The 25,646-nt window shown below is 59.9% G+C and carries 25 protein-coding genes; 19 read left to right on the top strand and 6 right to left on the bottom strand.

The features are described from left to right. The first annotated feature begins 15 nt into the window (after positions 1 to 15). Positions 16 to 819: an IclR family transcriptional regulator gene (locus QNH97_RS20210; RefSeq protein ID WP_003204204.1), complete on the top strand. Its 804-nt coding sequence runs from the start codon at positions 16 to 18 to the stop codon at positions 817 to 819. A 6-nt stretch (positions 820 to 825) separates the two neighbouring features. Here the strand turns inward: QNH97_RS20210 and QNH97_RS20205 are convergent, their stop codons facing one another. Then, entirely contained in the window at positions 826 to 1,878 is a 1,053-nt protein-coding gene (locus QNH97_RS20205) for an NAD(P)-dependent alcohol dehydrogenase (protein WP_283553603.1), read from the bottom strand. 182 nt (positions 1,879 to 2,060) lie between these two features. On the opposite strand from QNH97_RS20205, the gene QNH97_RS20200 reads away from it, so the two are divergent. Next, positions 2,061 to 2,951 (top strand): AraC family transcriptional regulator, encoded by an 891-nt coding sequence (locus QNH97_RS20200; protein WP_283553602.1) that lies wholly within the window; start codon positions 2,061 to 2,063, stop codon positions 2,949 to 2,951. Between the two features lie 183 nt (positions 2,952 to 3,134). Here QNH97_RS20200 and QNH97_RS20195 read toward each other — a convergent pair whose 3' ends face one another. After that, the gene (locus QNH97_RS20195; RefSeq protein ID WP_283553601.1) at positions 3,135 to 4,799 is read right to left on the bottom strand and encodes an electron transfer flavoprotein-ubiquinone oxidoreductase; all 1,665 of its coding nucleotides are present in this window, start codon (positions 4,797 to 4,799) and stop codon (positions 3,135 to 3,137) included. A 547-nt stretch (positions 4,800 to 5,346) separates the two neighbouring features. On the opposite strand from QNH97_RS20195, the gene QNH97_RS20190 reads away from it, so the two are divergent. From QNH97_RS20190 to QNH97_RS20125, 14 genes are all read left to right on the top strand, one after another. Continuing rightward, the gene (locus QNH97_RS20190; protein WP_014339477.1) at positions 5,347 to 6,096 is read left to right on the top strand and encodes an electron transfer flavoprotein subunit beta/FixA family protein; all 750 of its coding nucleotides are present in this window, start codon (positions 5,347 to 5,349) and stop codon (positions 6,094 to 6,096) included. Positions 6,097 to 6,098: 2 nt separating this feature from the next. Next, on the top strand, positions 6,099 to 7,028 hold the full coding sequence (locus QNH97_RS20185; protein ID WP_283553600.1) for an electron transfer flavoprotein subunit alpha/FixB family protein: 930 nt from the start codon (positions 6,099 to 6,101) through the stop codon (positions 7,026 to 7,028). Positions 7,029 to 7,118: 90 nt separating this feature from the next. After that, positions 7,119 to 7,943 carry a substrate-binding periplasmic protein gene (locus tag QNH97_RS20180; protein WP_283553599.1) on the top strand — a complete coding sequence of 275 codons (825 nt, stop codon included), beginning with the start codon at positions 7,119 to 7,121 and terminating at the stop codon, positions 7,941 to 7,943. A gap of 9 nt (positions 7,944 to 7,952) precedes the next feature. After that, complete coding sequence (locus QNH97_RS20175) at positions 7,953 to 8,312, top strand: DUF4398 domain-containing protein (protein ID WP_283553598.1); 360 nt, start codon at positions 7,953 to 7,955, stop codon at positions 8,310 to 8,312. After that, positions 8,309 to 9,118, top strand: coding sequence for an OmpA family protein (locus QNH97_RS20170; protein ID WP_283553597.1), 810 nt, complete (start codon positions 8,309 to 8,311; stop codon positions 9,116 to 9,118). The genes QNH97_RS20175 and QNH97_RS20170 overlap by 4 nt, the downstream gene beginning before the upstream one ends. A gap of 200 nt (positions 9,119 to 9,318) precedes the next feature. After that, complete coding sequence (locus QNH97_RS20165) at positions 9,319 to 10,761, top strand: aminotransferase-like domain-containing protein (protein ID WP_283553596.1); 1,443 nt, start codon at positions 9,319 to 9,321, stop codon at positions 10,759 to 10,761. An 84-nt stretch (positions 10,762 to 10,845) separates the two neighbouring features. Continuing rightward, the gene (locus QNH97_RS20160) at positions 10,846 to 11,319 is read left to right on the top strand and encodes a translation initiation factor 2 (protein ID WP_283557518.1); all 474 of its coding nucleotides are present in this window, start codon (positions 10,846 to 10,848) and stop codon (positions 11,317 to 11,319) included. 146 nt (positions 11,320 to 11,465) lie between these two features. Beyond that, positions 11,466 to 11,720, top strand: coding sequence for a YkgJ family cysteine cluster protein (locus tag QNH97_RS20155; protein WP_283553595.1), 255 nt, complete (start codon positions 11,466 to 11,468; stop codon positions 11,718 to 11,720). Positions 11,721 to 11,773: 53 nt separating this feature from the next. After that, on the top strand, positions 11,774 to 12,382 hold the full coding sequence (locus tag QNH97_RS20150; RefSeq protein WP_283553594.1) for an START domain-containing protein: 609 nt from the start codon (positions 11,774 to 11,776) through the stop codon (positions 12,380 to 12,382). 139 nt (positions 12,383 to 12,521) lie between these two features. Further along, entirely contained in the window at positions 12,522 to 12,758 is a 237-nt protein-coding gene (locus tag QNH97_RS20145) for a hypothetical protein (RefSeq protein WP_283553593.1), read from the top strand. Positions 12,759 to 12,962: 204 nt separating this feature from the next. Beyond that, positions 12,963 to 13,304, top strand: a complete 342-nt coding sequence (locus tag QNH97_RS20140; RefSeq protein ID WP_283553592.1) for a ribonuclease E inhibitor RraB — start codon at positions 12,963 to 12,965, stop codon at positions 13,302 to 13,304. Positions 13,305 to 13,733: 429 nt separating this feature from the next. Next, positions 13,734 to 15,143: a circularly permuted type 2 ATP-grasp protein gene (locus QNH97_RS20135; protein ID WP_283553591.1), complete on the top strand. Its 1,410-nt coding sequence runs from the start codon at positions 13,734 to 13,736 to the stop codon at positions 15,141 to 15,143. Positions 15,144 to 15,153: 10 nt separating this feature from the next. Then, complete coding sequence (locus tag QNH97_RS20130; RefSeq protein WP_283553590.1) at positions 15,154 to 16,104, top strand: alpha-E domain-containing protein; 951 nt, start codon at positions 15,154 to 15,156, stop codon at positions 16,102 to 16,104. Further along, the gene (locus QNH97_RS20125; RefSeq protein ID WP_283553589.1) at positions 16,101 to 16,904 is read left to right on the top strand and encodes a transglutaminase family protein; all 804 of its coding nucleotides are present in this window, start codon (positions 16,101 to 16,103) and stop codon (positions 16,902 to 16,904) included. The genes QNH97_RS20130 and QNH97_RS20125 overlap by 4 nt, the downstream gene beginning before the upstream one ends. A 141-nt stretch (positions 16,905 to 17,045) precedes the next feature. Here QNH97_RS20125 and QNH97_RS20120 read toward each other — a convergent pair whose 3' ends face one another. Further along, entirely contained in the window at positions 17,046 to 17,843 is a 798-nt protein-coding gene (locus tag QNH97_RS20120) for a c-type cytochrome (RefSeq protein ID WP_283553588.1), read from the bottom strand. Positions 17,844 to 18,450: 607 nt separating this feature from the next. Between QNH97_RS20120 and QNH97_RS20115 the strand changes: the two genes are divergently transcribed. From QNH97_RS20115 to QNH97_RS20105, 3 genes are all read left to right on the top strand, one after another. Next, complete coding sequence (locus QNH97_RS20115) at positions 18,451 to 19,656, top strand: acetyl-CoA C-acetyltransferase (protein ID WP_283553587.1); 1,206 nt, start codon at positions 18,451 to 18,453, stop codon at positions 19,654 to 19,656. A gap of 25 nt (positions 19,657 to 19,681) precedes the next feature. Beyond that, positions 19,682 to 21,826, top strand: coding sequence for a 3-hydroxyacyl-CoA dehydrogenase NAD-binding domain-containing protein (locus QNH97_RS20110; protein ID WP_283553586.1), 2,145 nt, complete (start codon positions 19,682 to 19,684; stop codon positions 21,824 to 21,826). Between the two features lie 90 nt (positions 21,827 to 21,916). After that, entirely contained in the window at positions 21,917 to 22,651 is a 735-nt protein-coding gene (locus QNH97_RS20105; protein WP_283553585.1) for an amidotransferase, read from the top strand. A gap of 69 nt (positions 22,652 to 22,720) precedes the next feature. Here the strand turns inward: QNH97_RS20105 and QNH97_RS20100 are convergent, their stop codons facing one another. The 3 genes from QNH97_RS20100 to QNH97_RS20090 all read right to left on the bottom strand — a co-directional run bounded on the left by QNH97_RS20100 (position 22,721) and on the right by QNH97_RS20090 (position 25,602). After that, the gene (locus QNH97_RS20100) at positions 22,721 to 23,692 is read right to left on the bottom strand and encodes a magnesium and cobalt transport protein CorA (RefSeq protein ID WP_283553584.1); all 972 of its coding nucleotides are present in this window, start codon (positions 23,690 to 23,692) and stop codon (positions 22,721 to 22,723) included. Positions 23,693 to 23,826: 134 nt separating this feature from the next. Beyond that, positions 23,827 to 24,549 carry a 1-acylglycerol-3-phosphate O-acyltransferase gene (locus tag QNH97_RS20095; RefSeq protein ID WP_283553583.1) on the bottom strand — a complete coding sequence of 241 codons (723 nt, stop codon included), beginning with the start codon at positions 24,547 to 24,549 and terminating at the stop codon, positions 23,827 to 23,829. 363 nt (positions 24,550 to 24,912) lie between these two features. Beyond that, entirely contained in the window at positions 24,913 to 25,602 is a 690-nt protein-coding gene (locus tag QNH97_RS20090; RefSeq protein ID WP_283553582.1) for a crotonase/enoyl-CoA hydratase family protein, read from the bottom strand. Positions 25,603 to 25,646: the final 44 nt, after the last annotated feature.

Raw genomic sequence — 25,646 nt, 5'->3', positions numbered from 1 at the left:
TGTTGAAGGCCGGATATGCAGCAAGACGATCCAAAAATCACCAAGGACGCCGCGCCTACAGGCACCCAGACATTGCTGCGCGGCCTGGGTGTTGTGCAGGCGGTTGCCAGCGGCGCCCGTGACTTGAAGGAAATCGCCCGGCTGATCGGCACCACCCGCAGCACCACCCATCGCCTCGCCAGTTGCCTGGTGGACGAACGTTACCTGCGTGTGGTGCCGCAAGTGGGCTACCTGCTGGGGCCGAAGCTGATCGAGCTGGGTTTCCAGGCTCGGGAAGAACTGCCACTGGTGAGCCTGGCGGGGCCGTACCTGGACGAACTGTCGGCGCTCACTGGGGACACTGTTCACCTGGCGATTCGCGAGGGCGACGAGGTCTTGTACCTGCTGAAGAATCCGGGGCGTAACGGCCCGGAAATGCGCTCGCGCGTCGGCCATCGCATGCCGCTGGCACGCACGGGGATTGGCAAGGCGCTGATGCTCGATGACTCGCAGGAACAATGGAAGAGGCTATACGAAATCAGCCTACCGGCCGGTGGGAAGAATCAGTTCTGGCCCCTGCATCAGGAGCAATCCTGGGAACAGTTCCAGCAACGGATGGTGGAGTATGTGGCGGGGGGCTATGCGTTTGACCTGGAAGACAACGAACCGTCGATTCGTTGCGTGGCGGCGCCGATTCGTGACGCCGGCAAGCGCATTGTCGCTGGCATCAGCATCGCCAGCACCGTGCCGTACATGCCGCTGGAAAAAATGGCCGAGCTGATTCCCCTGGTCAAAGGGGTCACAGCCCGGTTGTCGGCGGAGCTGGGGGCCAAAGTCTGACGAAAGTCAGGCCTTGAGCGTCGCCATGTCGATGACGAAGCGGTACTTCACGTCCCCGGCGATCATGCGGCTGTAGGCCTCGTTGATCTGACGGATGTCGAGCATTTCAATGTTGCAGCTGATGTTGTGTTCGGCGCAAAAATCCAGCACTTCCTGGGTCTCTGCGATACCGCCAATCAACGAGCCGGCCAGGACCCGACGGCCCATGATCAAATTGGCCGCATGGACCGGCGGATCAATCGGCTCGACCAGGCCCACCAGAATGTGTACACCGTCGAAATGCAACGTGTTGAGGTAGGGGTTGAGGTCGTGTTGCACCGGAATGGTGTCCAGCAGGAAGTGGAAGCGCCCGGCGGCAGCGGCCATCTGCTCGGCGTCGGTGGACACGATCACATGGTCGGCGCCCTGGCGACGGGCCTCGTCAGCCTTGCTGGCCGAGCGAGTGAACAGCGTTACTTCCGCGCCCATGGCTTTGGCGAACTTGATGCCCATGTGACCGAGACCGCCCATGCCCAGCACGCCGACTTTGTCGCCGGCCTTCACGCCGTAGTGCTTGAGGGGCGAGTAGGTGGTGATGCCGGCACAGAGAATCGGCGCGGCGCTGGCCGGGTCGAGTGCTTCCGGGATGCGTAGGACAAAGTGTTCTTTGACCACGATGCTGTTGGAGTAACCGCCCATGGTGTGCCCGCCGCTGATACGGTCCGGGCTGGCATAGGTCTGGGTCATGCCCTGATAGCAGTATTGCTCCAGGTCAGCATGACAGGCTTCGCACTCGCGGCAGGAGTCGACCATGCAGCCAACGCCCACCAGGTCGCCAACCTTATAGCGGGTGACGTCCGCACCGACGGCGGTAACTTTGCCGACGATCTCATGGCCGGGCATCAGCGGGTAGACCGCGATGCCCCATTCGTTGCGAGCCTGGTGGATGTCGGAGTGGCAGACGCCGCAGTAAAGAATCTCGATCGCCACATCGTCAGCTCGCGGGCTGCGGCGCTCGAACTTCATGGGGGCGAGGGGGGTGGTGGGCGACTGGGCGGCATATCCGATGGCGGTGTACATAATGGACCTCGCTAAGCAGTGAACAGTGGTGAGGTGATCTATTCTGGGAGCCATGGCGGCATTCGGCGATGACGATTCCTACGGGTGTCATGCCTAATCCTCCGACCTTGGCCGTGGATTGATCCTATGGAGCACCAGACCTGCGATGATGTTCCCATCCCTTTTTTCGTGAAGTTTTTCCCATGTTGCTGACCCGTCATCTCGATGCCAACGCGGCGCTGGTTTCGCTGATCGAACCCCTGGCGACCCGTGACGGTTTTATTCCGACCCCGTTGCCTGGCGTACAAGTGCTGCGGTGCAGCGAGGACATCGCCCGTGGCCCGCAGCTCTACGAGCCGAGCCTGGTGATCATTGCCCAAGGCAGCAAGTTGGCCTACCTGGGGCCTCGCACCCTGGAATATGGTGCCGGGCATTATCTGATCCAGGCGTTGCCGGTGCCGTTCGAGTGCGAAACCTATGCCATGCCCAATGCACCGCTGCTGGGGATTTCCGTCGCGATCGATCGGGTGATGCTCGGCGAACTGGTACTGGCCATGGGACTGGTGGCGGGGCGCAGCCTGGCGCCCCAGACGCCGGAGTCGATGACGTGTGCCGTGCTCGATCACGACATGCGTGGGTGTGTCGAGCGCTTGTTGCACTGTCTGCACGATCCGTTGGAATGCCAGGTCATGGGTCAGGCGCGGTTGCGGGAATTGCTGTTCGTCGCCTTGCGCGGGCCCCAGGCCGATGTACTGCGCGCGCTGGTGGAGCAGCAAGGGCAGTTCGCCCGGATTGCCGCGGCCCTGAGCCATCTGCATGCACATTTCACCGAGCCGCTGAACGTCGAGACGCTGGCCAGTTGCGCGAACATGAGCGCCTCGACCTTTCATGAGCATTTCAAGCGCAGCACGCTGCTGTCGCCGGTGCAGTACCTCAAGCGCTTGCGGCTGCTCAAGGCTCAGCGGCTGCTGCTCAGCGAAGGCTTGGGCGTGGCCCAGGTCGCGCATCAGGTGGGGTATCAGAGCTCGTCGCAGTTCAGCCGGGAGTACAAACGCTACTTCGAGCGTAACCCCGGGGAAGAGCGCGCCGCCTGATCCTGCGATTTTCCCCTGTGGGAGCGAGCTTGCTCGCGATAGCGGTGGGTCAGTCGACATCTGTGTTGAATGAAAAATCGCTATCGCGAGCAAGCTCGCTCCCACATTGGGTTGCGGTGTTCCTTGAATAGCAGGCAACAAAAAGGCCCCCATTGCGGGAGCCTTGATGTTCAGCGAATCGGCTTACATGTTCGGGTAAGTCGGCCCACCGGCGCCTTCCGGAGACACCCAGGTGATGTTCTGTGCAGGGTCCTTGATGTCGCAGGTCTTGCAGTGGACGCAGTTCTGGGCGTTGATCTGGAAGCGCTTCTCGCCGTCTTCCTTGGTCACCACCTCATACACGCCGGCCGGGCAGTAGCGTTGGGCCGGTTCGTCGTACAGCGGCAGGTTCTTGCTGATCGGGATGCTCGGATCAGTCAGCTTCAGGTGGCAAGGCTGTTCCTCTTCATGGTTGGTACCGGAGATGAACACCGAGCTGAGTTTGTCGAAGCTGATCTTGCCGTCCGGTTTCGGGTAGTCGATCTTCTTGCAATCGGCCGCCAGTTTCAGACAGGCATAGTCCGGCTTGTTGTCATGCAGGGTGAACGGCAGCTTGCCGCCGAAGATGTTCTGGTCGAGCCAGTTGAAGCCACCGCCGATGATGGCGCCGTACTTGTGGATTGCGGCGCCGAAGTTGCGGCTGGCGAACAGCTCTTCATACAGCCAGCTGGCCTTGAAAGCGTCGACGTAGGTGGTCAGTTCGTCCGCGCCTTCGGAACCTGCGAACAGCGCATCGGCCACGGCGTCGGCGGCGAGCATGCCGGACTTCATCGCGGTGTGGCTGCCTTTGATCTTGGCGAAGTTCAGGGTGCCGAGGTCGCAACCGATCAACGCACCGCCCTTGAAGACCATTTTAGGCAGCGAATTCAGACCGCCCTTGCAAATGGCGCGAGCGCCGTAGCTGATCCGCTTGCCGCCTTCCAGATACTGCTTGAGCACCGGGTGATGCTTGAGGCGCTGGAACTCGTCGAACGGCGACAGGTAGGTGTTGCTGTAGGACAGGTCGACGATCAGGCCGACCACCACCTGGTTGTTTTCCAGGTGATAAAGGAACGAGCCGCCGGTGTTCTCGGTGCCCATGATGTCCAGCGGCCAGCCGGCGGTGTGCACCACCAGGCCAGGTTGGTGCTTGGCCGGGTCGATTTCCCAGATTTCCTTCAGGCCGATGCCGTAGTGCTGGGCGTCGGCCTCGCTGTCGAGGTTGAAACGCTTGATCAACTGCTTGCCGATGTGGCCACGGCAGCCTTCGGCGAACAGCGTGTACTTGCCACGCAGTTCCATGCCAGGGGTGTAGAGACCTTCCTTAGGCTGACCTTCACGGTCGACACCCAGGTCGCCGGTGATGATCCCGCGCACTACACCGTTCTCGTCGAACAGCGCTTCCTGAGCGGCGAAGCCCGGGTAGATCTCCACGCCCAGGTTCTCGGCCTGCTGGGCCAGCCAGCGGCACAGGTTGCCCAGGGAAATAATATAGTTGCCTTCGTTGTGCATGGTCTTGGGCACAAAGAAGTCAGGGATTCTGCTCGCGGTCTCGGCGTTTTTCAGGACATAAATGTCATCGCGTTTGACGGGTGTATTCAGCGGTGCGCCGAGTTCTTTCCAGTCCGGGAACAGTTCGTTCAGGGCGCGGGGTTCGAACACCGCACCGGAGAGGATGTGCGCACCGACTTCGGAGCCTTTTTCGACCACGCAGACGCTGATTTCCTTACCGGCTTCGGCGGCCTTCTGTTTCAGCCGGCAAGCGGCAGACAGGCCAGCGGGGCCGGCACCGACGATGACCACGTCGAATTCCATGTATTCGCGTTCCACAGGCTATCTCCTACTCAAGGCTCTACAGTTTTTTCTAATTGGAGGTTTGGCGTTGCATCCGTTGTTTCCTTCGCGAAAAGCGACGAAAGCGACAAGGGATGACACGCGGTTCTCTCTTAAGCGGCGCATTATATCTACACCACTCTCAGGGTCCAATACAAACGTTCGTTTGAAATTGTCGCAGCCCAGATAAATCACTGACGTACGGCTTATGACTGACCATTTTGCCGTATTGACCGGAATAGGCGTTCCGGTCAAGATACGGGCGGTTTTGCGCTCGCCGTAGGCTGACTGTTGGTTTCAAGAGCACCTCTAAAGACAGGGCGAAGGCAGCACAAAGTGACGTATTGCGTGGCTCTGACGCGCAGTTTACACGCCGCGATAATGAATGACTCATCGGTCATCACTGACGAACGGTCTTCACTCCCGTGTGCAAGGTCATGTGTGGTTCATGCCGGCGTTTTTAGAGGTGCCCTTGCGCCCATGAGCATCAACCGCCAGGTTCGCCTAGGCGACTTTCTTTTCACCGGAGAGTAACGAGGAATCCATGAAGGTTCTTGTAGCTGTCAAACGAGTGGTCGACTATAACGTCAAGGTTCGCGTCAAAGCGGACAACTCCGGCGTCGACCTCGCCAACGTCAAGATGTCGATGAACCCCTTCTGCGAAATCGCCGTAGAAGAAGCCGTACGCCTGAAAGAAAAAGGCGTGGCGACTGAGATCGTCGTCGTCTCCATCGGCCCGACCACCGCCCAGGAACAACTGCGCACAGCGCTGGCACTGGGTGCCGACCGCGCCATCCTCGTCGAATCCGCCGAAGACCTGACCTCCCTGGCCGTGGCCAAGCTGCTCAAGGCCGTTGTCGACAAGGAACAGCCTTCGCTGGTGATCCTCGGCAAGCAGGCCATCGACAGCGACAACAACCAGACCGGCCAGATGCTCGCCGCATTGAGCGGCTACGGTCAGGGCACGTTCGCGTCCAAGGTCGAAGTCAGCGGTGACAGCGTTGCCGTGACCCGCGAAATCGATGGCGGCGCGCAGACGGTTTCCCTGAAACTACCGGCCATCGTCACCACCGACCTGCGTTTGAACGAGCCGCGCTATGCGTCCCTGCCAAACATCATGAAAGCCAAGAAGAAGCCGCTTGAAGTGCTGACGCCTGACGCTTTGGGCGTTTCCACCGCCTCCACCAACAAGACCCTCAAAGTCGAAGCGCCGGCTGCACGCAGCGCGGGCATCAAGGTCAAGTCGGTGGCTGAACTGGTCGAGAAACTGAAAAACGAAGCGAAGGTAATCTAATCATGACTATCTTGGTAATCGCCGAACACGATAACAAAGCGCTGGCTCCGGCCACGTTGAACACCGTTGCTGCCGCTGTCAAAATCGGTGGCGATGTCCACGTCCTGGTAGCCGGGCAGGGCGCTGGCGCCGTTGCCGAAGCCGCTACGAAAATCGCTGGCGTGGCAAAAGTGCTGTCGGCCGACAACGCCGCCTACGCGCACCAGTTGCCGGAAAACGTCGCGCCGCTGGTAGCCGAGCTTGGCAAGGGCTATAGCCACATCCTGGCAGCCGCCACTTCCAACGGCAAAAACATCCTGCCCCGCGTTGCTGCTGCGCTGGACGTCGACCAGATCTCCGAGATCATCTCGGTAGAAAGCGCCGACACCTTCAAGCGTCCGATCTACGCCGGTAACGCCATTGCCACTGTGCAATCGAACGCGTCGGTCAAGGTCATCACCGTGCGCGCCACCGGTTTCGACCCGGTTGCCGCTGAAGGTGGCTCGGCTGCCGTTGAAGCCGTTGCTGCTGCCCACGATGCTGGCATTTCCAGCTTCGTTGGCGAAGAGCTGGCCAAGTCCGATCGTCCTGAACTGACCGCTGCCAAGATCGTCGTTTCCGGCGGCCGAGGCATGCAGAACGGTGACAACTTCAAGCACCTGTACGCCCTGGCCGACAAGCTGGGCGCTGCCGTCGGCGCTTCCCGCGCCGCGGTCGACGCAGGTTTCGTACCCAACGACATGCAGGTCGGTCAGACCGGCAAGATCGTTGCGCCACAGCTGTACATCGCCGTCGGTATCTCCGGCGCGATCCAGCACCTGGCCGGCATGAAAGACTCCAAGGTGATCGTTGCGATCAACAAGGACGAAGAAGCGCCGATCTTCCAGGTGGCTGACTACGGCCTGGTAGCGGACTTGTTCGAAGCCATCCCTGAGCTGGAGAAGCTGGTCTAATCCGGCGTCTTCACTTATAAAGAGCCCGGCCTTTGGCCGGGTTTTTTATTTCCGCACTATTTGTTTTCGCTGCAAGGGGAGCGTATTGCCATGGATTTTCGTCGTTTGGCCGGCTGGTCGTTGCTGTGGGCCCTGACGGCTGTGCCAGGTCTGTCTGCCGCCGCTGGCAAGTGTGAACGACTGATCGCCACCGGCAGCCCGGATGCGCCGCCCTATCTATGGCAAGACCCTCAGGACCCCAAGCACCTGATCGGCGCCGGTGCCGACCTGCTCCAGCAAGTGGCAGGGGAGTTGGGCATCAAGATCGAATTGCTTTACGCCGGCAAGCGCGCCCAGGCGCTGGACGAAGTGCGCAGCGGACGCATGGACCTGCTCACCGACGCTCCGCTGACCAGCACCGGGCTTGAAGCCTTGGACTACGTTCATCCGCCCTTGTTGGAAAACGATTACCTGGTCTGGACCCGCAAGGATTCGACACTGGTCATCAACCAGCCCGAAGACCTACACGGTCATCCCGGCGCGTTGTCGGAAAAGGCACGTATGACCCAGGGATTCGGCGTTTTTGCCGAGCAGAAATTGTCCCTGACCCGCACGCCCAACCTGACCCAGGCCTTTCAGAAATTGCTGTTGGGGGAGGTGGAGTATGTCCTGGCGGGGCGCTATTCGGGCCTGGCAATGGCGCAGACACTGGGGATGGCGAGCGACCTGCAGGCTGCACCGCAACCTGTGGATAAACCCGGCCTGTTCCTCGCGGTTTCCCATAACTCTGCCTGCAATGACCCATGGTTACGCGGACAGCTGGCGCAAAAGATGACAGAATTGGCCGCGTCCGGCCTGACGGAGGCTGTGTTGCAGCGCAATCTCGAGCGTTGGAAAACACAGTTGCAGCCACCTGTCAGTGCCCCAAAACAGTAGGGAATATTAGTGACTATTCGACCTCTTTTCGCTGCCCTGGCCGTTCTGGCTCTGGCGGGCTGCGCAGCCGATCCGGCGCCGAATGAACAGATCCGCCTGACCGAACAGGCATTGGAACAAGCCCGGGCCGTGGGCGCCAATGCCGACGAAGTGCCCGAATTGAAGCTGGCTGAAGAAAAATTCACCCGGGCCAAATCCAACATGACCGACGAATCGTACAAGAAGGCGCGCATGCGTGCCGAACAGGCCGAACTGGATGCGCGCCTGGCCGAAGCGAAGGTGCTGACCCTCAAGAGCCAGGAGCAACTGAACGTGCTCGACACCCGCATCAAGCGTCTGCGCAAACAGTTGAGGGATGATGCCCAATGAAGCAGTCCCATGTATTAGGCGGTCTGGTCCTCGTGGGGCTGACCAGCTTGTATGGCTGCGCCGGCCAGCGCAGCGAAGCAGCACTTGAACAGGCCAGCACCGACTTCCAGAAGGTCAAGGAAGACGCCAACGTATTGCGTGCTGCCCCCCGGGACGTGATCCGTGCCGGCGAATCCCTGGCCCGTGCCGATCGCTTGTCCTCCTACTGGGGCAGCGGTGAGGACGTGCAGCATTACGCCTACCTGAGCCAGCGCTACAGTCAGATCGCCCGGGAGCACAGCAATCAGCTGCTCAACGAAGAGCGCGCGACGAAGCTCGAGTTGGAGCGCCAGCGCCTGCAGTTGGCGTTGCGTGAATCCAAGCTACTGAGCGTTCAGCAGCAAGGCAAATGGCTCGAAGAGCAGATCATGGCGATGGCGACCACCCAGACTGATCGCGGCCTGGTGATGACCCTCGGTGATGTACTGTTCGACACCGGCGAGGCTGAGTTGAAGAACTCGGCCAACCGCGTCGTGCTCAAGATCGTGCAGTTTTTGCAGCTCAATCCCAAGCGTGTGGTGCGCATTGAGGGCTATACCGACAGCACCGGTGGCAAGCAGGAAAACCTCAAGCTGTCCCGTGATCGCGCACAGGCGGTGGCGGATGTGCTGGTGGACCTGGGGGTGGACGAAAAGCGCATTCAGGTCGAAGGCTATGGCGATGAGTTCCCGGTGGACGTCAACGCTTCCGAGCGTGGCCGGGCACAGAACCGTCGCGTTGAAATTGTGTTCTCCGACGAGAAAGGCCAGCTCGGCGCCGCCCGCTGAGGGCTGCGTCACTGGAAACCCCGGCCCCGTTAACGGCGCCGGGTTTTTTTGGGCTCGCAGATTGCCCCACGAGGGGTACAGTTAGAGCTGTCACTCCACTATCCTGTCGAGTAATCTGGCAACTGTCCCAGTACACTTCTAAACTGTTCCGGTATCGTTTCCGATAAGAATAAAATGCCCGTGAAATCGAGTGCTGCGTCATGACCAACCTCCTGCTCTATCAACGTATTGCTCAACAACTGGCTGAAGACATCCGGCGCGGTGTGTATCAGCCCGGAGAACGTGTGCCTTCGGTGCGCAAGATGAGTTCGCAGCTCAACGTCAGCCACGCGACGGTGCTGCAGGCTTACGCCAACCTTGAAGACCAGGGGCTGATCCGTGCGCGGCCGCAATCGGGTTACTACGTGCACCAGACGCCCGCCTTGACGGCGCCGACGCCGGACATCGCCCGGGTCGAGCGTCCGGGGCTGGTGACGCGCAGCAGCATCATCCAGCAGGTATTGGTCGAGTCGCGTCGCGAAGGGGTATTCCCGTTGGGGGCGGCGGTGCCGAGCGTCGATTACTTGCCAGTGCGGGCGCTGCATCAGCAATTGGCCAAGGTCACGCGATTCCACAGCCCACGGGCGTTCAGCTACATGTTCAGCCCGGGTTTTGAGCCGTTGCGACGTCAGGTGGCGATTCGCATGCGCGATGCCGGTGTGGTGGTGGATCCCTCCGAAGTGGTGATCACCCACGGCTGTGTCGATGCGCTGCAGATGTCCTTGCGCGTGCTGACCCGGCCAGGGGATCTGATCGCTGCCGAATCACCCACCTACTACGGCTTGCTGCAACTGGCGGACCTGTTGGGTCTCAAGGTCATCGAGATCCCCAGCGACCCGGTCACCGGCATGAGTCTTGAGGCCCTGCAACTGGCGGCCAACCAATGGTCGATCAAGGCGCTGGTGCTGACCACGCGCTTGAGCAACCCCCTGGGTGGGACGATGCCTGAGGAGCGGCAAAAGCAACTGTTGCGCCTGGCGTCGGACTTCGACATCCAGATCGTCGAGGACGATATCTATGGCGAGCTGATGTTCGAGCAAGGTCGCACCAAAGCGCTCAAAGCCTATGATCGGTTGGACCGGGTCATCTACTGTTCGAGCTTTTCCAAGACGTTGTCGCCGGGGGTGCGTATCGGCTGGATGATCGCCGGGAAATTCCAGCAGGAAATCCAGCGGCTCCAGACTTTCAGTACCCACTCGGCGTGCAGCGTCACGCAGATGGGCATTGCGGCGTACCTGGAAAATGGCGGCTATGACCGCCACCTGCGCTATATCCGCCAGGAGTACCGCAAGAATCTCAGTGCCTTTCAGCTGGCGGTGCAACAGTACTTCCCCGAAGGCACGCAAATGAGTCGCCCCACCGGAGGCTTCATCCTGTGGGTCAGCCTGCCGGGGCGGGTCAACACCCAGGAGTTGCATGTGCGGGCATTGCAGCAAGGCATCAGTATCGCGCCCGGGCTGATCTTCAGTAACACCGAGCAGTTCAATCACTGTATCCGACTGAACTGTGGCATGCCCTGGAACCGCGAGGCAGAGCGGGCCTTGATGACGCTGGGACTGTTGGCCACACAGTTATGCCAAGAGACCGCGAGCGGATTTTTATAGGAATCAGCGGCTTAACCTGATGTGCTTGTCAGCGCCTCATTATCAGGCGAGCATGGGGGCTCTGCCGCAAGTGCCGTTGTGTCTATGAAAGCCATTTTTCCTGCTGCCTGGGTTTTGATTGGTCTGTTGACCGCTTTCCATATGGGAGGTGTCGTCGCGGCTTCGGCACAGGAGAAACCCGCCGCCAGCGCCACGAAAAATGCGCCGAAAAAACCGGCCGTGGTCAAAAAGGCGCCTGCGAAAAAAGCGGCTCCTGCGAAAAAAAGACGCGCCCCCGTCGCCTCCAAGAGCAAATCTGCCCGTGAGGTCGCCAAGACCCCATTGCCGCCGGCCAAACTGGACTTGAGCCTGCCCCATGACATGGTCGAGGAACTGCAGCCACGGGGTAAGGTGCCGTTACCCAAGCGTGAGACTCTGTTGCCATCGATGTTTGAAGAGAGACCTGGACCGTTCCAACTCAATGGTCGTTTGCTGAGCAATGAAATGCAGTTGCCGCTGCGCAATCAGGAGCACAATGAAGTGGAAGGCGCCGCGTTGGATTTCGAATTCAAGCAGTAGACCTTCGCCAGACCTGTTCCTCTTCTGACTGTTCGGTCATCGCGCCGAGAGTGAAAAAACACGTGAACGGTAATTTAAAACGAGTGTTTTAGCCGTTACTCTGTGTCTTGTTACCAACCATTACCTGCCGTGAGGATGTTGTCGTCATGAAATGCCGTGAAGGCTGTGGCGCCTGCTGCATCGCCCCTTCTATCAGCTCGCCGATCCCAGGCATGCCCCAGGGCAAGCCGGCGGGCGAACGTTGCGTGCAATTGTCGGTTGATAACCTGTGCCGGATTTTCGGTGAGCCGGCGCGTCCGGCGGTGTGTTCCGCGTTCGGAGCTGACATTGAGGTCTGTGGCAACAGCAGTGAAGAGGCTATCCGGCTGATCGGTTGGTGGGAGCAAGTGACGGCAGCGTGATAGGTCAATGATTGGAACTGAAATGAACGAACTTGGAAAATAAGGAAAAAATTATGGGTTCGCTGCATCGGATGGCTGTGTTATGTGGTTTGACCATGCTGCTGGCAACGGCAACTGCCCAGGCAGAAGACTGGAAAGTGGTCAAGGAGCAGGACGGCATCAAGGTTTCACTCAGTGAAGTGGCCGGCTCCAAATACAAGGCCTACCAAGGCGTGACGGTCATGAAAACCACCATGGCCAAGCTGCGTGCCTTGCAGGAAGATGTCCCGGGTGCTTGCGCCTGGATTCATGAGTGCAAGAGCCAGAAACTGGTCAAGCACGAGGGCGATAAGAGCTGGACCTACACCCAGTTCAATACGCCGTGGCCGGTCACGGCCCGGGACTCGGTGCTGGAAGTGACCACCGTCGAAGGCGCCGATGGCAGCCTGACCCGTAATCTCAAGGGCGTGCCGAAGTACCTGCCCGAGGAACAGGGGTATGTGCGGGTGACCCAGGTCGAAGGCTTCTGGAAGTTCACGCCCAAGGGCGCGGATCAGGTCGAAGTGACCTATCAGGTCCATACTGATCCGGGTGGCAGTGTACCGTCCTGGCTGTCCAACAAGTTTGTGGTGGACGCGCCGTTCAACACCTTGAAAGCCCTGAAGGAACGTGCCGAGAAGTAAATTACCAGGGCTATAGGAAAAGACCGCCCGCGAGGCGGTCTTCTCATATGTGCCGTCCAACCCCTCAGCGGAACGATTGCTCAGCCATCAATGTCGAGATACAGGTAAGCCAGGCCCTGAATTGATCGAGGAGAGACCGATGCAAAAGTGGGAAATCACTTTCGTGGATGACCACGGCGAAGCCATCGCCGAGCAGTTCGACTATGACCAGGAGCCCACGATGGAGCAGGCTGCACAATTGATCCGCGAAAAGCTGCTTCCAGTGCCCGCCAAGCTTGACCTCAACGATCTGGAAGGTCGCACCGAAGACCCGACGGTCAAGAACCTCAAATCCCAGCACAGCATCGAAATCATCAGCATTACACCGATTTCATGAACTTCAGTGCCTGGCCCCGCTTGGCAGTGACCCTGACTTGCGGCTACTCTGCAATTGAGATCAGCGAAAGGATCGCGAAGGTCCGGTCTTGTCAGCTACATGCTTGTGTCCCGACGGTCATTTGATGCCGTAACGCAGTGCAACTTACGGGTTGTAGGCACGGGAAGACGGAAAGTCTATCCATCGGTTTGAGGAGGACGTTTCATGAGCACAGCCTATCAAGAAGACATCAGCACCAGTGTGCTTCGCCGCATGAAAGAAGGCGGTTTCGATTTCTCACAATTCCATCCCATCGAGTTCTACGCCATTTTCCCGGATGAGGAGCGGGCGCGCAGGGCGGCAGGTCAGTTTCGGGGTGAGTCATTGAACGCACAAATCAGCGCACGGGACGACGGGGCCTGGTCATTGGAACTGAGCCGGGTGATGTACGCCACCTACGACGACATTGGAGACTTCGAGCAAGACTTCGAGGCAGTTGTCGAGCCCTTGGGCGGCATCATCGAGGGTTGGGGTGTCAAGCAGGAGATTCGGCGCCTGCACGCCTGATACGTCATCTACTGCAACCAGAGTAACGGCTGACCTTTGTGTCGGCCGTTTTCATGTGTGCCCGCCACCGATCGCGAGCAAGCTCGCTCCCACAGGGGATTTGTGTTCACCACAATCCCTTGTGGGAGCGAGCTTGCTCGCGATGACTGTCATACAGCTCCTCCCTTGCCAACTGACCCTCCGCTCTCACTCCCCCAGGTTTTGTACCCAACTGTATCCGCAGCAGGCTACGTCCTTTTTCCGTGTCTATGCTCAGGGTAGCCAAGCCCATGCGTTGCAATGAGGCGGTGCGGCGGTGTGGGGGGTATTGGCTGCACTACAAGGGTGCACGGCCTCTCGCTGGATAATCCAACCCGTTGATCATAAAGCGTTTATGCCGATGGCACGGGCCTTGCGAAGCCGGATGTCAGAGTGACAAGGAGTACGGGCATGATCCGCACCGGTTTTGATGAGATGTACGACGCCGACGGCCAGGTCCGCCCGCATTACCGGGCGTTCGCTCGTTGGCTGGCCGAGACGCCTGACGAGCTTCTGGCCCAACGACGGCGCGAAGCCGATCTGTTGTTTCACCGCGCCGGGATTACATTCACGCTCTACGGTGACGAGCAGGGGACAGAGCGCCTGATCCCTTTTGACACCATCCCACGTAGCATCCCCGCCAGTGAATGGCGAGTCGTCGAACGCGGCTGCATCCAGCGGGTCAAGGCGCTGAACATGTTCCTGGCCGACCTCTACCACGAACAACGCATCATTCGGGCCGGGATTGTTCCGGCCGAGCAGGTGCTGGCCAACGAACAATATCAACTGGCGATGCAAGGGCTTGACCTGCACCGCGACATCTATGCCCACATTTGCGGGGTCGACCTGGTACGCGATGGCGACGGCACCTACTACGTGCTCGAAGACAATCTTCGTACGCCCAGCGGCGTCAGCTACATGCTGGAAGACCGCAAGATGATGATGCGCCTGTTTCCCGAACTGTTCGCTGTCCAACGCATTGCGCCGATTGATCATTATCCCAACCTGCTGCTCGACACCCTGAAAAGCGCCAGCCCGCTGGATGACCCCAGCGTCGTGGTGCTCACCCCGGGGCGTTTCAACAGTGCTTTCTTCGAGCATGCATTCCTGGCCCGGGAGATGGGTGTGGAGTTGGTGGAAGGCGCTGACCTGTTCGTACGCGACGACAAGGTATTCATGCGCACCACCGACGGGCCGAAGGCGGTGGATGTGATCTACCGTCGCCTCGACGATGCGTTCCTCGATCCACTGGCCTTCAACCCGGATTCGATGCTCGGTGTACCGGGGCTGTTGTCGTCTTACCGTTCGGGCAATGTGGTGCTGGCCAATGCCATCGGCACGGGGGTGGCGGACGACAAGTCGGTGTACCCGTTCGTTACCGACATGATCCGTTTCTACCTGGACGAAGAGCCGATCCTGAAGAACGTTCCTACCTGGCAGTGTCGTAATCCCGCCGAGCTTTCCCACGTGCTGGCGAATCTTCCGGATCTGGTCGTCAAGGAAACCCAGGGCTCCGGCGGTTACGGAATGCTGGTGGGACCGGCGGCGACGACGGCGCAGATCGATGCCTTCCGCGAGCGGATCAAGGCCAAGCCACATGCCTATATCGCCCAACCGACGCTGTCGCTTTCGACCTGTCCGACCTTTGTCGAAAATGGCATCGCACCCCGTCACATCGACTTGCGGCCGTTTGTGCTGTCCGGCCGGGAAACCCGTGTGGTGCCTGGCGGCCTGACCCGTGTGGCACTGCGCGAAGGGTCGCTGGTGGTGAACTCATCCCAGGGCGGTGGCACGAAAGACACCTGGGTGGTCGAGGATTGAAGGAGCTGCCATGTTAAGTAGAACCGCCTCGGACCTGTATTGGATGTCGCGCTACCTGGAGCGCGCAGAAAACCTCGCGCGGATGCTCGACGTCAGCTACTCGCTGTCCCTGATGCCCCAGGACGGGCGCGGCGACGGCCTGCACGAACTGGCCATGCCGTTGCTGATCACTGGGACGCTGGACGATTACCGGGAGCGACACGGCGATTTGCATGCCGAGCGATTGCTGCATTTCTTTGCCCTGGACGCCGCCAACCCGGCCAGCATCTACAGCTGCCTCGGTTCCGCACGGGCCAGTGCCCATGCAGTACGTGGGCGAATCACCGCCGACATGTGGGAAAACATCAACGCCACCTGGCTAGAGATTCGCGATATTGCCGAGCAAGGCTTGAGCCGCTACGGCATGAGCCGTTTCTGCGAGTGGGTCAAGGAACGATCCCACCTGTTTCGAGGCGCAACCTACGGCACCATCATGCGTAACGACGCGTTCAGGTTCATTCGCCTGGGGACCTTTATCGAAAGGGCCGACAACACCCTGCGCCTGCTCGACGCCCGCTACGAAATGGCCGGCGACCAGGCCGACACAGTCAGCGACGGCACGGCCCACGCGTATTACCAGTGGAGCGCCTTGTTGCGTGCCTTGTCTTCCTTCGAGGCCTACACCGAGATCTATCGCGACGCCCCGGGTGCCCGCCATGTGGCTGAACTGTTGCTGTTACGCGCCGACGTGCCGCGTTCACTGCGTGCTTGCACCGAAGAGATTGACCAGATTCTCGCGAGCCTGCCGGGCTCCAATGGCCGGCAGGCACAACGCCTGGGCGCGGAAATGGACGCGCGCCTGCGCTACACCGGTATCAACGAAATCCTCGACGGGGGCCTGCATGCCTGGCTCACCGAGTTCATCCCACTGGTCCGCGAACTGGGCAATGCCATTCACAGTTCCTACCTGGAGGTCATATGAGACTCTCAATCAGCCACGAAACGGCCTACCACTACGAAGATCAGGTTCGCGCAAGCATCCAGTACCTGCGACTGACACCCCACGACAGCGAACGCCAGCATGTGCTGAGCTGGCAGCTCGATCTACCCCGGCCAGTGCGAGCGCAGCTGGATCCGTTCGGTAACATCCTTCACGTACTCACCCTGGACGAGCCCCACGAAACGATCATCATCGGCGCCCGCGGGCAGGTGGACATCGATCCGTTGCACGAGGCCGAGCATGAGAGCCAATCGGCATTGCCATTCCTGCGGTTCACGCGGTTGACCGAAGCGGACGAGGCTCTTCGCGCCTTTGCCCAGCAGCAATGCAAGCAGCGCCGCGATCGCACGGCCCTGATCGATTTGATGCATGGGCTGAACCAACACATGACCTACACCCCTGGTGTCACTGAAGTCGAGACCAGCGCGGCCCAGGCTTTTGCCGGGCGTAGTGGGGTGTGCCAGGATCACGCCCATGCATTCCTGGCTTGCGTCCGCAGCCTGGGCGTACCGGCGCGCTACGTATCGGGCTATCTGTTCAGTGACAACAGCGAACACCTGGCCAGCCACGCCTGGGCCGAGGCCTGGCTCGATGGCGCCTGGTACAGCTTCGACGTGACCAACCAACTGGCCCGCCCGGAGCGACACCTGAAACTGGCCGTGGGCCTGGATTACCTGGACGCCTGCCCGGTACGCGGCATGCGCCGTGGCGGCGGTTGTGAGCAGATGCATGCCAAGGTGGTCGTGACACCGGCGCCGGTGATTACCGTGCAAATCCAGTAACTGCCTGGCGAGCGAGATTTTGTGGCGAGGGAGCTTGCTCCCGCTGGGCTGCGCAGCAGCCCTTTAACGAGCTTGCGAGCGCTTCGCACTCGAGCGGGAGCAAGCTCCCTCGCCACAAAAGCGATCTCAGTGGGCCAACGGCTATTTGCGCCCCGCCATATGCTTCAAATACCCCACCAACAAATCCAGCTCCGAGTCCGGCAGCACCGCCTCCGAGAAACCCGGCATCTTGCCCTGGGGCCAGTGACGCAGGCCCTGCGGGTCGCGGATATAACGCTTGAGGAAGTCCCCCGAGAAGTACTCGGTAGGATTGAAGGGGATGTTCAGGTCCGGGCCGAACTGTGCATCACCTGCGCCATTGAGGCGATGACATGCCAGGCAGTTCTTCTGGAACAGCTCGAAGCCTTTATTGATCGGATCGTCCTTGGCCAGCGTGGGCGACGGCAACAGGGCGGGGAAGCGTTCGGCCACTGCTGACAGGCGCTTGATGCTCGCCACTGCGTATGGCCATTGCTCAGGGCTGATATGGCCCGTCTGAGGGTCCGTCCAGACCAGGTAGAAAGGCCCGGCGCTGTTTTTGCCTTCGCCCAGTGACGGCCAAGGTTTGGCAGGGTCTTCAATCGCCAGCCAGGCACGGGCGCCGCTCTTGTTGAGTAAGGGCGCTGCGGGCATCTCGGCGGCAAAACCGTCCAGCGCCACGGCTTGCAGGTGGTCGTCCGGCCGGATGCCGATCAACAACGCTGTCAAAGGCACGGCGCGATAACTCATCGCTTTCTTGTAGGAAACATCTTCAGCGATCTGGATCGTTCGAGCTTCAGGATGCTTGAGCAATTCTTCGGTTTGCCAGGTGCGAGTACCCGCGCCCAACTCCAACACCAGTTGCGCGGCATACAGGGGCGTGCTGAGCAGCAACGCCCCGAACACAATGAGAGCTTTCAAATGGATCGCCTTCCATGTCGAGGGGATGCCATAAAGGTTGGCACAGCCACCACCGCCGGAACAACGAATCCGTCACATTTTTTGGCGATACAACGTGCTGATGATTCAGGTACCCGCGCGCAGGACTCAGCCGATCACCTTGGTGATATTCGGCAAAATCAACAGCAGCGTCGTGGCGAAGAGAATAAGTCCGGCTTGACGAACTTTCGAATGTTTGAACATGGCTGACCCGCCTTTTTGTTATTTCCTGAGGCCAGCCTGCATATCCTTGGCGGCTGGCGGTGCACTTCCTGTTTGACAAGGGCCTCGGCAAAACCCGACGACTTACTTGTACAAGGATTACATTAGGGGCCACAGCGCCGTTGGCTTAGATCCAATTCGTATCAGGTCCTAGCTCATTGCTATTAAAACGGCATGAGGCCTATTGCCAGCTTCTTGCCGGCCCTTTTGCTAGACAGCTTGCTTACCTGAATCGGTTAACCCGATAGCAGGCTACCGTTCGTCTGAGCGTCGTCGTCAACGGGGTTGAGCGCTGTGGTCATTGAATCCCGCGCCGCTGGGCTTATGGTTGGAGGCGTCGCATTACCCCCCTGGTTTCGAGGATGTCATGACCCAAGCCTTGATTTTCGACGCACTGCGCACGCCCCGCGGCAAAGGCAAGGCCGATGGCGCCTTGCACAGTGTGAAACCGGTGAACCTGATGGCCGGCTTGCTCATCGCTTTGCAACAGCGCATGAGCCTGGACACCAGCCAGGTGGACGATATCGTGCTGGGTTGCGTAACGCCTGTAGGGGAGCAGGGCGCCGACATCGCCAAGACCGCCTCTTTGATGGCCGATTGGGATGTCAGTGTGGCGGGGGTGCAGCTCAATCGGTTTTGCGCCTCGGGCCTGGAAGCGGTGAACCTGGCGGCCATGAAAGTGCGATCCGGGTTCGAGGACCTGGTGGTGGCTGGCGGCGTCGAATCCATGTCCCGAGTGCCCATGGGCAGTGACGGCGGCGCATGGGCGCTCGACCCGCAATCCAACCTGCACGGTCACTTCATTCCCCAAGGTATCGGTGCGGACCTGATCGCCACCCTGGAGGGTTTCAGTCGCGCGGATGTCGATACCTATGCGCTGCACTCCCAGCAAAAAGCCACGCGGGCCCGGGCTGACGGTTCATTCGCCAAATCCCTGGTGGCGGTACGGGACCAGAATGGCATCGTGCTGCTGGACCATGACGAATTCATCCGCGCCGACTCCACACTCGAAGGCCTGGGCAAGCTCAAGCCGAGCTTCGAAGCCATGGGCCAGATGGGCTTCGACGGCACGGCGCTGAGGGTCTACAGCCATGTCGAACGAATCAACCATGTGCACACGCCGGGCAACAGTTCCGGCATCGTCGATGGTGCGGCGCTGATGTTGATCGGTTCCGAGGCCAAGGGGCGCGCGATGGGCCTGCAACCCCGGGCGCGGATCGTCGCCACCGCCGTCACCAGCACCGACCCGACCATCATGCTCACCGGCCCGGCGCCGGCCACCCGCAAGGCCTTGGCCAAGGCCGGGCTGCGGGTCGAGGACATCGACCTGTTCGAAGTCAACGAAGCCTTCGCCTCGGTGGTGCTCAAGTTCATCAAGGACATGGCCATCGAACCCGCCAAGGTCAACGTCAACGGCGGCTCCATCGCCATGGGCCATCCCTTGGGCGCCACCGGGTGCGCAATCCTCGGCACGCTGCTCGATGAGTTGGAGGTGCGGCGCCTGCGCTATGGCCTGGCGACCCTGTGTGTTGGCGGCGGCATGGGCATTGCCACCGTGATCGAACGCCTCTGAGCCACGACTTCAAGGAACACTTTTGATGACCGATGCCATCCGTTATGAAACCGGCCAGGACCGGATCGTCGTCCTGACCCTGGACATGCCGGGCCAGAGCGCCAACACCATGAATGCCGCGTATCGCGAAGCCATGGCCGCCTGCGTCGCGCGTTTGATCGTCGAGAAAGACTCGATTGCCGGAGTGATCATCACCTCGGCCAAGAAAACCTTCTTCGCCGGCGGCGACCTGAACGAACTGGTCAAGGTCGGCAAACCCGAGGCCACGGCGTTCTACGAAAGGGTCCTGGGGATCAAGGCGCAATTGCGTGCGCTGGAAACCCTGGGAAAACCGGTGGTTGCGGCTATCAACGGTGCGGCGCTCGGCGGCGGGTGGGAGGTATGCCTGGCCTGCCATCGTCGCGTGGCATTGGATCACTCATCGGTGCAGATCGGCCTGCCGGAAGTCACCCTGGGCCTGTTGCCGGGTGGCGGCGGGGTGGTGCGGATGGTGCGCCTGCTCGGTTTGGAGAAGGCCTTGCCGTATCTGCTGGAGGGAAAAAAGGTTCGCCCACAGCAAGCGCTGCAGGCGGGGCTGATCGATGAATTGGCAGTTGACCATGACGAGCTGCTGGCCAGATCCCGGGCCTGGATTCTCGCCAATCCCAGCGTGGTCCAGCCCTGGGACGTGAAGGGGTATCAGATTCCTGGTGGTACGCCGTCGGACCCGAAAGTCGCGCCAATGCTGGCGATTGCCCCCTCGATCCTGCGTAACAAGACCCAAGGTTGCCTGCCCGCACCGGAGAAGATCCTCTGTGCGGCGGTGGAAGGCGCACAGGTGGATTTCGACACGGCCCATCTGATCGAAACCCGCTACTTCACCGAGTTGGCCACCGGCCAGGTGGCGAAGAACCTGATCGGCACCTTCTGGTTCCAGCTCAATGAGATCAAGGCCGGCGGCTCTCGCCCACAGGGTTTTGCGCCTTATCTGACGAAAAAAGTCGGCGTGCTCGGTGCCGGCATGATGGGCGCCGGTATCGCCTACGTCAGCGCCATGGCCGGCGTCGAGGTTGTGCTCAAGGATGTCGACCTGGCCGCCGCCGAAAAGGGTAAAGCCCGTTCTGCGGTGCTGCTGGAGAAGAAAGTCGCCCGCGGCCAACTTACCGCCGAGCAGCGCGAAGCCACGTTAACGCGGATTCATATTACCGACAGCGACGCGGACCTGGCCGGTTGCGATTTGATCATCGAAGCGGTGTTTGAAGACCGTGCCTTGAAAGCCAAGGTGTCGGCCGCTGCCCAGGCGGTGGTGGGGCATGACGCGGTAATTGCTTCCAACACCTCGACTTTACCTATCAGCGGTTTGGCCACGGCAGTGCCGGACCCGACGAAATTCATCGGCCTGCACTTTTTCAGCCCGGTGGAAAAAATGCCTTTGGTGGAAATCATCAAGGGCCCCCGCACCAGCAACGAGACCTTGGCGCGGGGTTTCGATTTCGTCCTGCAAATCAACAAGACGCCGATTGTGGTCAATGACAGTCGCGGCTTCTTTACCTCTCGCGTGTTCGGCACCTTTACCCAGGAAGGTATCGCCATGCTCGGTGAGGGCGTGAGTGCGCCGATGATCGAGGCCGAAGCGCGCAAGGCCGGGATGCCGGTCGGGCCCCTGGCGATCTCTGATGAAGTTTCCCTCAGCCTGATGAGCCATATCCGCACGCAAACCGCCAAGGACCTGCAAGCAGAAGGAGAAACGCCAATTGAGCACCCGGCATTCGCTGTGATTGACGTGTTGCTCAACGAATACAAGCGGCCGGGCAAGGCCGCCGGGGCGGGTTTCTATGAATATCCGGCCGATGGGCAAAAGCATCTGTGGCCGGGGCTCAAAAGCCGTTTCGAGAAAACCGATGGGCAGATTTCGCCGCAGGATGTCCGTGATCGGCTGCTGTTCATCCAGGCCCTGGAAACCGTGCGTTGCGTGGAGGAGGGCGTGCTGACCTCGACAGCTGACGGCAATGTTGGCTCGATCCTGGGCATCGGCTTTGCCGCCTGGACCGGCGGTGCATTGCAGTTCATCAACCAATACGGCCTACAGGACTTTGTCGCTCGGGCCCAGTACCTGGCCGAACAATACGGCGAGCGTTTTTCACCGCCGGCCTTGTTGTTGGAAAAGGCCGCCAGGCACGAACTGTTCTGACAGTCCCGGGGAGGGACTTGCCTTGGGACCGTGTTTCAGGGCAGGCTCTGGGGGTGTGCAATATTCCCATCATCGTGTCAGGTATTTTTTATGTCGCTACGCATCTGCATTCTGGAAACCGATATCCTGCGTCCGGAACTGGTCGACCAATATCAAGGTTACGGGCAGATGTTCCAGCGCCTGTTTTCACAACAGCCCGTGGCGGCCGAGTTCACGGTGTACAACGTGATGCAGGGGCACTACCCCAGCGATGACGAGCAGTTCGACGCTTATCTTGTGACCGGCAGCAAGGCCGACTCCTTCGGCAGCGACCCCTGGATTCAAACCCTCAAGACCTACCTTCTGGACCGCTATCAGCGTGGCGACAAGCTGCTGGGCGTGTGCTTTGGCCATCAACTGTTGGCGCTGTTGCTGGGCGGCAAGACTGAACGCGCCACCCAGGGCTGGGGCGTCGGCACTCATCGCTACACACTCGCGGCCAAGGCGCCGTGGATGAGCCCGGTGATGGAAGAACTGACGCTGCTGATCAGCCATCAGGACCAGGTGACCCAATTGCCCGAAAATGCCACGGTCATTGCCTCCAGCGATTTCTGCCCGTTCGCTGCCTATCACATCAACGATCAGGTGCTGTGCTTCCAGGGCCACCCGGAATTCATCCACGACTACTCCCGGGCCTTGCTGGAGATTCGCCAGCAACACCTCGGGGAACAGATCTACAGCCAAGGCGTGGCGAGCCTGGCCCAGGAACACCACGGCACCACCGTAGCAGAGTGGATGATGCGTTTCGTTGCGCACAAACCGCAGCCCGAAGTCACCCAAGGCTAACGATCACCCTCTAATGTGAGAGCGAGCCTGCTCGCGATGCAGGCTACGCAGCTCCCCAGGAGAGCAGCCCTAAAGCCAGCCCGACCGCTTGAAGCTCGCCCACAAGGCCGTACATCCCACCCCGATGAACCCCAGCACCAGAAAATAGCCGTAGTGCCAGGTCAATTCCGGCATGTTCTCGAAGTTCATCCCGTAGATCCCGGCCACTGCGGTGGGGAACGCCAGAATCGCCGCCCACGCCGCAAACTTGCGTTGCACCACGCTCTGGCGAGAGGCCTCCAGCAGTACTCCGATTTCAATGGTTTGGCTGGCGATGTCCGCCAGGGTGGCCAGGTCTTCCATTTGTCGTGTGACATGAATCTGCACGTCGCGAAAATACGGACTCATGTTCTTGTCGATAAAGGGGAAGTCCAGCCTCTGTAACTCTTCGCTGATCTCCACCATGGGCGCCGCATAGCGACGCAGGCGCAATACATCACGGCGCAAGCTGTGCAGGTTCTGGATATCCCGTTCGTTCAGGGCGCTGCACAGCACGTTACGTTCCAGCTCATCGATCTCGGCGTGAATGGCTTCACCCATTGGCTGGTAGTTTTCAATCACGAAATCAAGGATGGCGTAGAGTACGAAATCTTCGCCATGCTCCAGCAGGATAGGACGTGCCTCACAGCGTTGGCGGACGTGGGCGTAGGACGCTGAGTGACCGTTACGGGCGGTGATGATGTAGCCCTTACCGGCAAAGATATGGGTTTCGATGAACAGCAGTTTGCCGTCCTTGCGTATCGGCGAATACGTGACGATAAACAGCGCGTCGCCAAAGGTCTCAAGCTTAGGACGGCTGTGCTTCTCCATGGCGTCTTCGATCGCCAATTCATGCAGATTGAATTGACGCTGCAGGTTGGTCAGCTCCAAGGCGCTGGGTTCTTCCAGGCCGATCCACACAAAGTGGCCAGGTTTGGCAGCCCAGGCGCTGCCTTCGTCGAGGGTAATGTTGGTGACTTTCTTTCCGGCGCTGTAAACCGCAGCAGCAACGACTCTACCCATAATGGAAGTTCACTTCTTATTGGAAAATGGCAGTGGCAGGCAACGACCAGCTTAGCGTTCCTGCTACTTGAGAGTCAGCAAAATCCGCTGAGTTCGTTGGCAAAAGAAAACCCGCCGGAGGGCGGGTTTTCTTTTCAAGCGGCTTGTACCTGTCGATCCATCAACGCGATGCACTCGCGCATCTGCTCACGGCATTGGGCCATGAGCCGGGGCATGTCATCCATGCTCAACCCTGCGGTAGGAATGGCCGGCAGGGAGCGTATGAGGATGTCACCGCTGTGCCAGCGATTGAGGCGCATGTGTTTGATGTAGTTGCTGACGCACACGGGAACAATTGGCACTCCGGCGGCTATCGCCATCTGGAAGGCCCCTTTCTTGAACGGCAACAGATCCTCGCCAAGATTGCGCGTGCCTTCCGGGAACACCCAGATCGAGGTGTCCTCATGCTGCAACGTATGAGTAGTGGTCAGCATCGACTGGCGCGCCTTGATCGCGTTGCCACGGTCGATCAGCACATTGCCCGCCAGCCAGAACAGTTGCCCGAACAGCGGCACCCACTTCAGGCTCTTCTTGCCGATGCACACGGTACGGCGCGGCACTACGTTACCGAACACGAACAGGTCATAGTTGGATTGGTGGTTGGCGATGATCACGCAACTGTGGGGTTTATCCACCAGCGTGCCAACATCGGCCCTGACCCGCAGGCGCAAAATGCACATGGCGGGCAGCGCATATAGCCTGGCACATAAACGACTGTTGTCCGGGTTGAACGGCCGGCACACACCCAGGATCACCCCAAGCACACCCGCCAGGACAAAGTGCAGTCCCATCAACAACATACGCAGTACAAACAGCATCTACAGGCCCCATCGGGACAAAAGGTGGCGCAGTGTACGGATGTGCACTGTTTTCGGCAATTGCCGCTATGGAGGTAGGAGATGGACGATGTTTAAGCGTATGTTTCCGAATAACGTGACAGAAGCGGGCTAGAGCGGTTGCTGAATTTTAAACAATGCATGTAGGAAAAAGCCCAAATCTAAGAAGGCTGATCTGTGGCGAGGGAGCAAGCTCCCGCTGGGCTGCGCAGCAGCCCCAAAACCTTTCAACACACGAAGCATCAGGAAAAAACGCCTGGCACTTTTTACGACTGCTGCGCAGCCGAGCGGGAGCAAGCTCCCTCGCCACGTTGGTCCGCGTGAACCTTGAATAACTTGGTAGCGTCAGCCCATATGCTCCTGATCCAGCAGAATCGCACTGTCCAGGGTTTCCAGCAGCGCCTTGCGAACTTTCAGCTTGGTGTTCTTGTGGGCCGTCATGTTGATTTTCTTCAACTGACGCGCGGCCTCCAGCGCGGCACCCTGCAGCTCTTCGGCGGACACCACCTTGTCGAGGAAGCCTGCATCCACCGCGCCTTGCGGGTTGAACATCTCGGCATTGATCACCGAGCGATGAAACGCCGACTTGCGCAGGCGATCACGGGCCAGCTCGATACCCGCGTGGTGCATGGTCATGCCGATCTGCACCTCGTTCAGGCCGATACTGAACGGCCCATCCACGCCAATCCGGTAGTCCGCCGACAGCAGCAGGAACGCTCCCTTGGCCACCGCATGCCCAGGGCAGGCGACGACGACGGGGAAGGGGTGCGACAACAGGCGCCGGGCCAGCGTGGAGCCGGCCGTGACCAAGCTCACCGCTTCCTTGGGGCCGGCGGTCATGACTTTGAGATCGTAACCGCCCGACAAAATCCCCGGTTGCCCGGTAATGATCACTACCGCCCGATCCGCTGTCGCCTGGTCCAGCGCAGTGTTGAACGCGGCAATCACATCCGGCGAGATGGCATTCACCTTGCCATTGTTCAAGGTCAGGGTCGCGATACCGTCTTCGAGATGGTAGGCAATCAGATCGCTCATGACGCTATTCCTTGTAAGAGAAGTGACGCAGACGTTACCCACCG

This window comes from Pseudomonas sp. G2-4, from assembly GCF_030064125.1.
Classification (GTDB): Bacteria; Pseudomonadota; Gammaproteobacteria; order Pseudomonadales; family Pseudomonadaceae; genus Aquipseudomonas.
Note: the sequence above shows the minus strand (reverse complement) of the source record. Positions and strands in the feature narration are given on the sequence as shown.